The sequence below is a fragment of the Algoriphagus sp. genome (genome assembly GCF_024305035.1).
Lineage (GTDB): Bacteria > Bacteroidota > Bacteroidia > Cytophagales > Cyclobacteriaceae > Algoriphagus.
The window spans coordinates 92,807-106,299 of record NZ_JAMWZB010000017.1; the positions used below are offsets into that span (position 1 = coordinate 92,807).

Annotated in this window: 7 protein-coding genes; 3 read left to right on the forward strand and 4 right to left on the reverse strand. The window is 44.8% G+C overall.

Annotated features, from left to right (window positions below):
• Genes Q0L00_RS11440 through Q0L00_RS11450 form a run of 3 tightly spaced genes read right to left on the reverse strand, consistent with a single transcriptional unit; the run spans position 1 to position 3,155 of the window.
• Positions 1–1,134 (reverse strand): efflux RND transporter periplasmic adaptor subunit, encoded by a 1,134-nt coding sequence (locus Q0L00_RS11440; RefSeq protein ID WP_297337022.1) that lies wholly within the window; start codon positions 1,132–1,134, stop codon positions 1–3.
• A gap of 39 nt (positions 1,135–1,173) precedes the next feature.
• A complete protein-coding gene (locus Q0L00_RS11445; protein WP_297337010.1) occupies positions 1,174–2,541 on the reverse strand; it encodes a TolC family protein in 1,368 nt (455 codons plus the stop codon).
• An 11-nt stretch (positions 2,542–2,552) separates the two neighbouring features.
• Entirely contained in the window at positions 2,553–3,155 is a 603-nt protein-coding gene (locus Q0L00_RS11450) for a TetR/AcrR family transcriptional regulator (protein ID WP_297337011.1), read from the reverse strand.
• Positions 3,156–4,223: 1,068 nt separating this feature from the next.
• Here Q0L00_RS11450 and Q0L00_RS11455 point away from each other — a divergent pair.
• Positions 4,224–5,894, forward strand: a complete 1,671-nt coding sequence (locus Q0L00_RS11455) for a formate--tetrahydrofolate ligase (RefSeq protein ID WP_297337012.1) — start codon at positions 4,224–4,226, stop codon at positions 5,892–5,894.
• A gap of 101 nt (positions 5,895–5,995) precedes the next feature.
• Positions 5,996–9,676 (forward strand): phosphoribosylformylglycinamidine synthase, encoded by a 3,681-nt coding sequence (purL, locus tag Q0L00_RS11460; RefSeq protein ID WP_297337023.1) that lies wholly within the window; start codon positions 5,996–5,998, stop codon positions 9,674–9,676.
• A gap of 99 nt (positions 9,677–9,775) precedes the next feature.
• Here purL and Q0L00_RS11465 read toward each other — a convergent pair whose 3' ends face one another.
• Positions 9,776–12,196: a T9SS type A sorting domain-containing protein gene (locus tag Q0L00_RS11465; protein ID WP_297337013.1), complete on the reverse strand. Its 2,421-nt coding sequence runs from the start codon at positions 12,194–12,196 to the stop codon at positions 9,776–9,778.
• 136 nt (positions 12,197–12,332) lie between these two features.
• On the opposite strand from Q0L00_RS11465, the gene Q0L00_RS11470 reads away from it, so the two are divergent.
• On the forward strand, positions 12,333–13,139 hold the full coding sequence (locus Q0L00_RS11470) for a metallophosphoesterase (RefSeq protein WP_297337014.1): 807 nt from the start codon (positions 12,333–12,335) through the stop codon (positions 13,137–13,139).
• The last annotated feature ends 354 nt before the right edge of the window (positions 13,140–13,493 follow it).

Below are 13,493 nucleotides of genomic sequence, written 5' to 3' on the forward strand. Positions count from 1 at the left end.
TTACTGCTGCGCAATGTTCACATTAAAATTGTCTCCTACTTCTCGGAAGCCTTTATCCACCAACTGCTCATTTCCTGTCAAGCCCTCGAGAATCTCGGCATTCTGCTGGAAGGTTTTTCCTCGCTTCACGTAGATTTTTTGAGCCTTTCCTTCCTTCACTACAAAAACATAGTCCCCTTGATTATCACTCAATACCAATTTGGACGGAACGACCACCGCATTGGGATTTTCATAATCTTTGATCTTCATGACCGCTAGCATATTAGGCTTGACCATTTCTAGCTTGGGCAAAAATACCTCTACTTTGAAGGTCCGATTGTTTGGGTTGATGATGGAGCCTACCGAGGATACTTTGGTTTTTATTTCCTGACCAATGGATGGGAAATTTACCCTGACCGAATCCCCTTTATTCAAAACACCCACGTAGGATTCCGAAATATCCGCCTCGATAAAAAGGTCACTTTCCCCTACAAACTGGAACATCGGAGTACCTGGCTGAACCAACTCTCCCAATCTTACCTGTACGGTCTCGATCGTTCCGTTAAAGGGTGCCCGGACAAAAGCTTTATCCAATTGGGTTTTTAATGAAGCCAGATTTCGCTCCAATCCTTCTTTTCTGTTTTTTGCTTCCAGGTATTGGACTTCTGTCCCGATCTGCTGATTCCACAACCGCTCCTGTTTTTCAAAAAGCGTACGTGCCAATTGTAACGAGTTTTCGACTTCTTCGATATTTCGTTGAATCCCTTCCGCATCGATTTGAGCTAACACTTGCCCTGTATTGACCCGCATTCCTTCGATGGCTGGGATTTCGACAATCCTACCCGAAGTTTCAGCAGAAATGCTAACATTTTTCTTAGACAAGACTGCTCCGGTCACCTCTACAAAATGCTCAAAATTGCTTTTCTGAGCATCCGCGGTGGTGATGAGAATGGACTTTTGATTTTGTTTGGCAAACTCCGGATCCAACTTGGTCAGCTCGGATTCTAATTCGCGGATGGAGCCGTTGAGCTCAATCACTTCAGCTTTTAGCTTTTCCAACTCCGCCTTTTTCGCTTCGATGCTATCCTCTTGTGCACAGCTCACTGCCAAAATCATCGCAAAGCTGATGGGTAAAAATTTCAAGGTTCCTTTCATGGTCATTTTTACGGTTTTTCTCCTTTCAGAAAAAGGATACTAGTTGGTTTGATTTTCAATTGATGTTTTTAATATTCCTAGGGCTTTTTCCAAATCCACTTTGGAAACTAAGCCGTCGTAAAGTGCGGATAAATAATTGATCTCTGCCTCGATTAATGCCGCATCAGCTTCCACTACTTCGAGATTGGATCCCACTCCTTCATTGTATTTGATTCGGGCCATATCAAAGACTTCTCGAGCCAAGGCCAGATTTTCCTGTTGAACTTGAAGTAAACTTAAGTCATTTTTCAAGTTAGTTTTAGCAGAGAAAATTTCGCTTTTTATACTTTCCTTGAGGTAATTTCGCTGATTTTCCAACTGCTGAATCTGTATCCTATTCTTTTGGATCTTAGCACTTTTTAAAAACCCGTCAAAAATCGGAATTGTCATACTCACCCCAATCAGGGAGCTTCCAAACCAATTTTGACTATTGAACACCGAACTGATTTCATTCCCTGCCCCGGCTCGCTGAATGTTCCCCACAAAATCGATCGAAGGCATATATTGAGACTGATTGTTTTTAATGTCCAATCCGACCAATTCAATATTGGTATTGACTTGTTTGACTTCAATTCGCTCAGATCCCTGTTCGGTCAACAGCGCGGAGACCTCTTCCAAACTATTGAACTCTTCCAAATTTTCTTCCAACTCCAAGTCGTATTCCATCGGAAGGCCGATTTGCAGTTTTAAAAGCTGCATGGAAATCTCCAGTGCCGCGCGACTTCGCTCCAACTGGGTGAAGGTGTTGTTTCGTTGAACCTGAATTCTCGACACATCAATTTTCTCGGCAAAACCTGCCTCATTTAAGGCCCGTGTTTCATTCAAAAGTGTATCCACCCGCGCAAGATTTGACTGGGCCAGTCTGATTCGCTCCTGGTTCACCAAGACGCCAAAATAAGCCTTCTTGACCGACTCGATTACATCGGTTTCTGTTTTTTCCAGATCATAATCGGTGAGTTGCTTGTAGGTCTTGGCCGCGCGGAGACCTACAAAGAATGACCCATCAAAAATCATCTGGCGGACATTTGCGCTTAAGGAAGAGGTAAAACTCACCCCAAATCGCGCTGGAATTACATCCGAAGGGATGTTTGGATCTCCAAAGGGCGGTTCATTCGGTAAGAAGACAACCGGAATCGCCGGATTGTAGTTTACATCAAATGCACCGTTGATTTGAGGAAGGCCACTGGCAGTAGTTTCCTTAATCGTAGCCTTGGAGATTAAAGTCTCCAGTCTGGCGTTTTTAACATTGACGTTATTCTCAAGAGAGAGTGAAAGTGCCTCTTGTAGAGTCATTCTCACCTGCTCCTGAGCCTGAAGGGCTAAAGAAAATGAGAAAATCAGCCATAAGGCAAAAAGGTTTTTTTTCATTCCTGTAGGGTTCAATCTTGTTTTTTCTGTTGACTATAATAAGCTTCACGACCTTTTTGAGTGAATATCCCATGAAGAAAATGATCCATCATTTCCATTTGGACCTCCACTAGGTCATGTGAATCGGTGTGGTGATTGGTTTGCTCCAAAGCGGAAGTGATTTGATTCACCCGGAGTCGGGCTAAGATAGTGGAATCGATTTCCTCTCTGAAATAGCCTAGTTTCTTGCCCTTCTCCAGGACATTGACCAGATCCAATAGGATCACTTCTTCCTTATGCTTCTCGAAAATCTCCCAGGCATCAGGAAAATATTTCTGGACTTCCAAAATGGCAATCGGATTAATTCCGCTGAGTCGCTCGCGCATCAATTTTGACAAATTGACCAAGTGCTCAATGACGCCGTCTTCAGACTCCATGATAAAGCACATTTTCTCTTGATCCAAGGAAAGCATTCGATGAAATGCCTCCATGACCAACTCCTTTTTATCCTTGAATTCCTGATACAGTGTTTTTTTGGATATCCCTACTTGCCTTGCCAGGTCGTCCATGGTAATATTCCTGACTCCATAGCGGGCGAACTGCTCCATTGAAACATCCAATATTTTATCTCTCATCTCCACGCAATCATTAGAATTGGGACACAAAACTACGGAAACTATTTACATCCACAAAGTTTCCATGGTTTTTCATCAAATATTATTTTGAAAGAAAGTTCACAGCAAACCATACGATTACTTTTCATCTATAATTAGTTGATTTTGAAATATTTTATTTTGTTTTTTAAGCTTCATTTTTTCCCATTTTTATGTTCTCCTTACCCTTAATAAAAATGGTATAGAGGTATAATTGAAGGGTAAAGGTTACCAGGAATCTGGCGGGGTCGATCCTCCTACCAGTGAATGACTTTTTAGTCCAGCTCGATTACATGGGATTGAAAATTAGGGAAACCCAGAATGGCAAATTGGCATGCCCCAGGTTGGGTACTGGATCAGCCCCCATTCTTTTTGATCACGGTTTTGGGCAAATCGCAAGGAAACTTTCCGTTTTGCAACCTACAATAGGGGAATGTTTCCGTTTACTTCCTTTAGCTTTTTTACCATGTTCGAAGATAGGAGCACCCAGAATCCATCACGCTTCCCAAAAATCACTGGAGCCTTTTCATTTAAAAGCTGATGCAACAAGAGACTTTCACGAACTTTCTTCTCATCGGTTTCAGTAGAGCAGGAAAATTTTCAAAATTATCCTGTGAGCTATTCTTCGACCAGCTAAGACCTCCCATCGGTCTGCCTCCGAAGAATGTCAAAACCAGGTTCCACGATGGCTTCGAGCACTTCCTTGACTGCTTACCTCTCCCATTTGAAGAATTGGTTTTCATCCACAGCGTTTGATTAGCTTCATCTGGTAACTATATCCGTTTGGTTTTTTTTAACGCAGTTTTTCAAGCTTCTGACTACTGGATGGAAAACAGGAACACCACTACCCCCAGCCTATTTTTTTTTGGTAAGTGCTGGGCAAATTCAACCCAACTTTCTAGGGGTCAAAGAGCATGAATGGGAATAACGGTAAACGACTAGTAGGATCCTAACTCAGGAATGCTCAACTGACTAAAATCATTTTTTAAACAAACGCTTGACCCATGAATTACCAAGTCTCCACCTTAACTTCGCTAAAAATTTAATTCCATGACCGATCTCGAAATTGCAAATCTAACCGTTCCGGCCCCCATCCGTGAAATTGCAGAAAAGCTGTCCATTCCAGAGAAAGACCTAGAATACTATGGAAAATTTAAAGCCAAACTTCCGCTGTCATTTTTAGAGGAAGAGGCAGTCCAAAGAAGTAAGCTCATTCTGGTTACTGCCATTACGCCCACTCCTGCTGGGGAAGGCAAAACCACTACTACGATCGGCTTGGTGGACGCTTTGAACCAAATCGGAAAAAAAGGCACTGCGGTAATCCGTGAGCCGAGCCTGGGTCCTGTCTTTGGTATTAAAGGAGGGGCTGCCGGCGGAGGACGAAGTCAGGTTATTCCAATGGAAGACATCAATCTACACTTTACAGGGGACTTTTCTGCTATTGAAAAGGCAAATAATCTTTTGGCGGTATTGATTGACAATAACATGCAAAGCAAAAAGAGAAACCTTCATTTAGATCCTAGAAAAGTACTTTGGAAACGGACCTTGGACATGAATGACCGGGCGCTTCGCAGTATTGTTTTGGGATTGGGAGGAACCACCGGTGGAATTCCTCGGGAAAGCGGGTTCACTATCACGGCGGCTAGCGAGGTCATGGCTATTTTATGCCAAAGTAAAAGCATCTCTGATCTCAAAGCGCGTTTTGCACAGATCTACATCGGAGATACCCTGTCGGGTGAGGCCATTTTTGCCCGAGACCTCCATGCGCAAGGGGCCATGGCCGCTTTGATGAAAGAGGCGATCAAGCCCAATCTTGTCCAAACCCTCGAGCACAATCCTGCGCTAATCCATGGAGGGCCATTTGCGAATATCGCACAAGGTACCAATTCAATTTTAGCGACTAAAATCGCAATGAGCCTCAGCGATTATGTGGTGACCGAAGCCGGTTTTGGGTCAGATCTCGGCGCAGAAAAATTCCTAAACATCAAGTGTCGCCAAGCCCAACTAGCACCGAAAGCCATCGTACTTGTAGCTACCATACGAGCCTTAAAATATCACGGAGGTCAGGCCTTGAAGGATCTGGAAAAAGAGCATATCGAAGCCTTAACTCAAGGGTTTGCAAATCTGGATGGTCACCTGGACGCACTCAACTCATTCGGTGTACCGGTGGTAATTGCGATCAATGTCTTCTCAAGTGATACCGAGACGGAAAAATCACTTCTTTTGGATTATTGTGAACGAAAAGGCATTTCAGCGGCACTAAGTGAGGGATGGGCCAAGGGCGGACTAGGTTGTGTAGACCTTGCTCAAAAAGTGGTAAAAACGGCCGAACAAAATGATTCCAAAGGAATAAAATTCACCTATAATCTAGAAGACAGCCCAGTTCTCAAAATCGAAAAAGTAGCCCAAACCATTTATGGAGCAGACGCTGTGGTGTTAACTCAGGCCGCTAAAAATAAACTAAAGAGATTTGAAGAGTTGGGCTATGGCAATCTCCCCATTTGCATCGCAAAAACCCAAAAAAGTCTCAGTGATGATGAGAAAAAGCTTGGAAGACCACAAGGATTTGAGGTTCAAATCCGAGATTTCGAAATAGCAGCTGGGGCAGGATTTATCATTCCTATCGCTGGGGAAATCCTCAGGATGCCAGGCCTACCGCTAGTCCCTGCCGCCGAAAGGATTGATATCGACCAGGAGGGTACCATCAGCGGTCTATTTTAAGGATTTCTTTCAAAGAATGGAAAAGGGAAGGATTTTCTCATCTTTTGCTTTTCCATTCCTTCTACCAATTCCTTACCTTTGCAGCTTACCAGCTCAAGGACATGATTTTCTTCTTTGAATCCCCTCAAAAAAGCGTTTACGCTGTACAGACCCCTCAACCTTTCGCCCCTGATGATCTTGCTAAACTCTCCTGGCTTTTTGGAGAGGCCCAAGCCCTTTCAGATGCTCAGATAACTGGAAAATTTTCCGGACCACGAAAGGAAATGATCACTCCCTGGTCCACCAATGCGGTGGAAATCACCCTCAATATGGGCATCTCTGGAATTCAGCGGATTGAAGAATTTTCCCCTATATCTGAAGGGGATCAACTAGATCCCATGCTTCAAAAGGCATACGATGGGCTCACGCAACAGATTTTTGACATTGATATTCAACCCGAATCCATACAGCAGGTTGAGGATATCGCCTCCTACAATCAGAAAGAAGGACTCGCGCTCAGTGAGGAAGAGGTAAGCTATCTTGAAAAGGTTTCCGATCAACTCGGAAGACCCTTGACGGACTCGGAGGTTTTTGGATTTTCCCAGGTCAATTCAGAGCATTGCCGGCACAAAATCTTTAATGGCACCTTTATCATTGATGGGGAAGAAAAACCGATGACTCTGTTTCAACTCATCAAGGAAACGTCCAAGAAAAACCCAAATCGAATCGCTTCTGCCTACAAAGACAATGTGGCATTCGTACAAGGCCCCAAAGCTTTTCAATTTGCCCCTAAAACCCAACATCAAGCCGACTTTTTTGAACAGCGCGAAATCGACACGGTCATTTCCCTGAAAGCGGAAACCCACAATTTTCCCACTACCGTCGAGCCTTTCAACGGTGCGGCAACGGGATCAGGTGGGGAAATCCGAGACCGTCTGGCTGGAGGAACGGCCTCTATCCCATTGGCGGGAACTGCCGTTTACATGACCTCTTACCCTAGGAGTGAAAAGAATCGATCTTGGGAAGAGAAACTTACCGAAAGACCCTGGCTCTATCAGACCCCGATGGATATTTTGATCAAAGCCTCCAATGGGGCTTCGGACTTTGGAAATAAATTTGGTCAACCCTTGATTTCAGGCTCCCTGCTAACCTTTGAACACGAGGAAAATGGGACACAATATGGCTTTGACAAAGTCATCATGCTTGCCGGTGGTGTAGGCTTCACCAATGCCAAATACACCAAAAAAGCAGAACCGAAAACCGGAGATCAAATCGTCATCATGGGCGGAGACAATTACCGCATCGGGATGGGGGGGTCAGCGGTCTCTTCCCTCAATACCGGGGAGCTTTCCAATGCGATCGAACTCAATGCGATTCAACGCTCAAACCCGGAGATGCAAAAACGGGTAGCCAACGTCATTCGGGCTATGGCCGAAAGCGAGGACAACCCGATTATTTCCATTCACGATCACGGTGCGGGAGGACACTTAAATTGTCTTTCCGAACTGGTTGAAAATACCGGAGGAACGATTCACATCGATCAATTACCCGTAGGTGACCCTACCCTATCTGCGAAGGAAATTATCGGCAATGAGTCCCAAGAGCGAATGGGAATGGTCGTGGACAAAAAAGACATCCCCACACTAAAACAGCTCTCTGAACGGGAAAGAGCGCCTTTTTACGTGGTCGGGGAGACAACTGGAGACATGCATTTCAAGTTTGAAAATCAAAAAACCGGTGAAAAACCGGTAGATTGGAATTTGAGGTATATGTTTGGTTCCTCTCCAAAAACTATCCTGGAAGATGCTACTTCCCATGCTGACTTTAGTGAGGGAAGTTATCAAATCGCACAGCTAAAATCCTATCTGGAAGCAGTCCTTCAGCTCGAAGCAGTAGCCTGTAAAGACTGGTTGACCAATAAGGTGGACCGGTCCGTTACCGGGCGGGTAGCCACGCAGCAAACCGTCGGCGAGATCCAACTTCCTCTCAATGATGTGGCGGTTATGGCCTTGGACTACACCGGAAACAAAGGAATTGCTACTTCCATCGGGCATGCTCCTGTAGCAGCATTAGCTAATCCGGAGGCAGGCAGCAGATTGGCGATCGCAGAAGCCCTGACCAACTTGGTTTTTGCCCCCATTGCTGAAGGAATGAAAGGCATTTCCCTTTCTGCCAACTGGATGTGGCCGGCAAAAAACAAGGGGGAAAACGACAGGCTATACCGGGCTGTGGAAGCGGTATCTAATTTTGCGATCGAACTGGGAATCAACATTCCGACAGGAAAAGATTCCCTATCCATGACGCAAAAATATCCCGACGGTAAAGTGGTTTATGCCCCAGGAACTGTGATCATTTCTACGGTGGGAGAATGCGCTGACATCAATAAAACCGTTAAAGCTGCACTTCAGCCTGTGGAAGGTTCTAAAATCTACTGGATCGATTTTTCAAAAGACGCTGCCAAACTTGGCGGATCAAGCTTTTACCAGGTGCTCAACAAGATCGGTCAAGAAACACCTACCGTCCAAGACGCAGACTACTTTAGCCATGCCTTTATGGCGGTGCAAAAACTAATCGAGCAGGGATTGGTTTTGTCCGGTCACGATATCTCAGCAGGAGGAATAATCACCTCACTTTTGGAAATGTGTTTTCCCTCTGCTCAAGCAGGACTGAACGTAAAAACAGACCGATTCGGGGAACCAGATTTGGTAAAAGCGCTTTTTGCAGAAAATCCAGGTGTATTGATTCAAGTAAACGAAACTGAAAAAGTTCGGGCTATTTTACATAATTACGGGATCGATTTCATTTCCATTGCCGATGTCAATACGGGAGGGCAGGTCCGTCTTGATGGACTTGATTTAACTGTATCTGTATCTGAAATGCGGGATATCTGGTTTCGCTCCTCCTATCTATTGGATAGAAAACAAAGCGGAGAAAAACTCGCCAAAGACCGATTTGAGAATTACAAAAATCAACCGCTAAGCTATGCATTTGCGCGGGATTGGGAAGGAAATCTCAAAAAGGCGGGACTGGATCCTTTCCGAAATCAAAAAGGAAAAGCCAAGGCCGCCATCATCCGAGAAAAAGGGGTAAATGGAGATCGGGAAATGGCCTATGCCCTTTGGCTGGCTGGCTTTGAAGTGAAAGATATTCACATGACCGATCTAATAGCCGGGCGGGAGGATCTTTCCGATGTAAACATGATTGTATTTGTGGGCGGATTTTCCAATTCCGATGTATTGGGTTCAGCCAAAGGTTGGGCTGGTGCATTCCTGTATAATCCAAAAGCCAAACAGGCACTGGATCAGTTTTACGCTAGAGCTAATACGCTTAGCTTGGGCGTTTGTAACGGCTGTCAACTGATGGTTGAATTAGGTTTGGTTGGGAAAACAAATGCTTCCAAGGCCAAAATGCTTCACAATGAGAGCCACAAATTTGAATCAGCATTTGTCAACGTGACTATTCCGCAAAACAATACCGTCATGCTTGGTGCTTTGAGCGGTCAGCGATTGGGGGTATGGGTAGCTCATGGAGAAGGAAAATTCCAATTACCCGAGACCGAAAGCAGCTATCAGATTGGCATGAAATATAGCTATGATGCCTATCCCGGTAACCCCAACGGTTCGGATTATGCAGTAGCGGGAATTGCTTCAGAGGATGGCAGACATCTGGCGATTATGCCACACATCGAACGAAGTCTGAAACCCTGGAACTGGGCTCATTATCCAAGCCAGAGGCAGGATGAGTTCACCCCTTGGCTAGAGGCTTTCATTCAGGCCAGAAAATGGGTGGAAGCAAACAACTAAGATCAATTGGGGTAAAAAATCCCTGCTGGATGAAAAATTCAAGCAGGGATTTTTATAAAACGTAGGTAAATCCCAGCCCTCAGAATAGGAATGGGCAGGTTACTTCATCAGCTTGATTATGCTTTGCCCCCTAGAGTCAGAGAGTTGAAGCACGTAAATTCCTTTTTTGGCTGATTTAAGGTATTCATTTAATCTTTGAGCTAATTCTACCGGATTCGATGCGATAAAACTAAATGCTTTTCCGGAAAAATCAGAAAGGGCAACTCCAATCTCACCTGTAAACTCTCTTTCCAAACCTGCAGGTATAATTTGAACATCGGATGTGCCAATCGGATTGGGAAAAACCTTCCAAAGCGCACCTTCAGACTGGGCAGGCAGCTGAACAGAAACCAGATTGCTAAAACCGATTTTTCCGTTTGAATCTTCTCCTTTGATGCGGTAGAAAATAGTTTCATGTGCTCGGGCTAATTCCTGATCCTGGAAAGAAAATGACAGCTTCGAATTTTCTTCCACCAAGGTGTCCATCTGATAGATTTCATCCCAGGTTTTGGTTTGATCTGTTGATCGCTGTACGGTCAGATTCAGGTCTCCCTGCTGTGCAAATAAAGACCAATCGACCTTTACGCTTTGGAATTTGGGATCATAAACCGCATTTATTTGATCAAACTCCAAGGCCAAAATGCGATAAGAGATTCGAATGATGACTTTACCGGCCGAACCCGCGCCCCCTCGGACACTTCCAGCCCCTCCACCCGAACCGGTATTGGGACGCCCTTCCTGACCGATTCCATCAGAATTAGAGTCTCCAGGATCCAAATGATCCCCGTCTCCTCCCAGTTTTATTCCTGAAAAAAATCCTCCCGTACCTTTTCCATATTGCTGGGCAGGATTTCGTCCGGTGGCTCCCCCTCCACCTGCAAAGGCATTGGGTATCCCAGAGAACCCGTTCAAAATAGCAAGAGAAATACCAGCACCTCCCTCTCCAGGATTATTATTTTTACCGTCTAATCCATTGGATCCTGCTCCTCCGCCTCCTCCGCCATTCAATTGATTACTATTTCCTCCATTTTCTCCATTCCCCCCCCGATTTCCATTTGCGTTACCCTTGCCATTAGCGTTTTGGCTTTGCCCTCCATTACCCTGGCCATTATTGTTCAGTCTATTTTTGCCATTCCCGTTGCCATTCCCTTTGCCGTTGCCGTTGCCATTGCCGTTGCCGTTGCCGTTGCCGTTGCCGTTGCCGTTGCCATTTCCACCACCTGTTTCATCCGCTCCGGCGCCCCCACCACTTCCTCCCGGAAGACCATCCTGAAAACCCTGACCTTTGGATCCACCCCCACCTCCGCCGTTGGCAATCAATCCAAAAAAAACAGAGGGGTAGCCACTATGGCCTTGTGTATTGGCCTGGTTGGATCCATATCCACCCGGTCCTACCGCCACCGGATAGGTTTGGCCTACCTTTAAGGAAATTCCATTCGCAGTCACTACTCCGCCTGCTCCGCCTCCTCCGGCAGCCTCTCCAAAACCACCTCCACCTGCACCAGCAACTAAAGCTACTTCCACGTCCAAAATCTCTTCATCTGCCAACAGCTCAGGAATTGTCAACTTATCCGAACAATGATAAATATAAATTTCATCAAACCCATTGCTAGTCAAAACCGAATAGGTTTCCACACAGTCGAAACTTGGACAAGCCCCAACCTGGGCTCCTTCCGAGAGTGCCGTTCCGCTCGGTGTTTTATTCACGTACAAAATGGAATTGGGTGATTCGAGCCCGTTTCCTCTGATTTGACCCCCATTCGAGAAAGCGCCTCCTACGGATAAAAAATTACAGAAATTAGAATTGATCCCTGAAATGGAGCTATTCGAATTGAGCTGAAGTGCCCCAGAAATTTCAAAATTTCCCGACAGTTGGATATCGGTATTGGAATTGACCACCACGGACCCTGCAATAAAGGTTTCTCCAACTAACACCACATTTCCATTACTGTTAAAATTGGTGCTTCCACTGATAGCCAGGGTTCCATTGCTTTCTAATCTGGAATTTGAATTCACATTAAAATTTCCATTGACGGTCATTTGACCAAAATTGAAAATCGTCTTATTGGAATTTAAGTTTTGACTGAATTCCAATGATCCATAGTTGGTGATGGTCCAGTTTCCATTGGGATTGGAATTAAAGGTTAAAGAACCATAATTTTGAATTTCACTCAGGCCTGCTAATTGATTGAAATCTCCATTCCAAGAAGCACCATCCGCTAGGCAGATCTGAATAGCATTTCTATTATCAAAAGTGAGCTGGGTGGTCCGGTTTCCCGTGATGCAAACTTTCGCTCCATTTGAAAATGTGCCTACCGGCGCATTATTCCCATCCACGGTAACGTCACAATCCGTGCATTGTCCCATCAACGCCTGGTTTGCGGTCAAAAAAAGAAGGACTAGTAAAATAAATGACCAAAGCGTTTTCCGCATTTTTAAAGGTGAATTTTTAAGGGCATGCAAAGATCCGCTTCTATTCATTTATTTTCAAAAAATAAGTTGATAAATTATTAATTATCAACACTTAGCTTCGAAACTGGCACTTGTTTAAAAATTCTGAAAGGCAAAATTCCACTGGATTCTATTTCTTTCCCCTATTTTAAAATATCTTGTATTCATGCAACGCAGACCTTTTCTCCAAAAAATCAGCCTCATTGGTTCATCTCTTATGACTATGCCCTTTTTGCTTCATGGGAAAATGGATTTTCCCAAAAAGACCAAAATCAAGTTTATCACCGCCTCTGATGGCCATTTCGGTCAACCCGACACCGATTTTAAGGCTTCCCATCAGCAACTTATCCAGGCGCTTAACCAAGAAAAAGACCTGGATTTCGTCGTATTTAACGGGGACCTGATTCATGATGACCCTAACTGGATGCCGGAGGTCAAAAAAGCCTACGATCAACTCTCCGTTCCCTATTTTACTTGCCGGGGAAATCATGATCGGGTGAGCCTAGAGACTTGGGAGGAAATCTGGGGAAGACCCAGCAATTTTGCATTTATCCATCAAAATCAGTTGGGAGTTATCCTGCTAGACTGTTCCAATGAAACCGGAGAATACCTATGTGCAGATTTAGCGTTTGCTTCTGCCAAACTCGAAGAATTTAACCAGCTGGAACAGGTAGTCGTCTTCATCCACATCTCCCAAAATGACTGGACTCGCCATGGTGTGGCTTGCACCGATTTTCTTGATTTAGTAACCAGCTACCCCAATGTCAAAGCCACCTTTCACGGTCATGATCATGACGTGGATGGACAAATGCTTTACCGGAAAAAACCATTCCTCTGGTCTGGACATTTTGGCGGTTCATGGGGCAATCCCTTCCCTTCCTTTCGGGTTTGCGAAATCGGAGAGGACGGCAAAATCGCCACCTACCTGAAGACCGTAAACGAAGGGATGATTCTCAATGGGCACAATTTATAACTTCTCACCACTTACGAAATCAAGCATGACACAAACCGGGACACATTGACCTAACTATCAATCATGCGAGATTCCCTCTGACCGTTAAAAAAAACAAATTATAAACAGATGAAATACCCATGTCGAATAGTCGACACACAGGAGAATGATTATCCAGGGTATTCCATCTGACTGTTCAAAAACAATTATAAACAGATGAAATCGAGCACGACGTACCCGTCACACAGCGGGAGGATTAGAATTGCGAGATTCCATCTGACCCCTGAAAAACAAATTATAAACAGATGAAATCGAGCATGACGTACCCGTCACACAGCGGGAGGATTAGAATTGCGAGATTCCATCTGACCCCTG

What these genes read in the sequence shown, in the direction of transcription:
- Q0L00_RS11465 (WP_297337013.1), bottom strand. Translation starts at nt 12,196, where the DNA reads ATGAATAGAAGCGGATCTTTGCATGCCCTTAAAAATTCACCTTTAAAA.
- Q0L00_RS11445 (WP_297337010.1), bottom strand. Translation starts at nt 2,541, where the DNA reads ATGAAAAAAAACCTTTTTGCCTTATGGCTGATTTTCTCATTTTCTTTA.
- Q0L00_RS11450 (WP_297337011.1), bottom strand. Translation starts at nt 3,155, where the DNA reads ATGAGAGATAAAATATTGGATGTTTCAATGGAGCAGTTCGCCCGCTAT.
- Q0L00_RS11455 (WP_297337012.1), top strand. Translation starts at nt 4,224, where the DNA reads ATGACCGATCTCGAAATTGCAAATCTAACCGTTCCGGCCCCCATCCGT.
- Q0L00_RS11470 (WP_297337014.1), top strand. Translation starts at nt 12,333, where the DNA reads ATGCAACGCAGACCTTTTCTCCAAAAAATCAGCCTCATTGGTTCATCT.
- Q0L00_RS11440 (WP_297337022.1), bottom strand. Translation starts at nt 1,134, where the DNA reads ATGAAAGGAACCTTGAAATTTTTACCCATCAGCTTTGCGATGATTTTG.
- purL (WP_297337023.1), top strand. Translation starts at nt 5,996, where the DNA reads ATGATTTTCTTCTTTGAATCCCCTCAAAAAAGCGTTTACGCTGTACAG.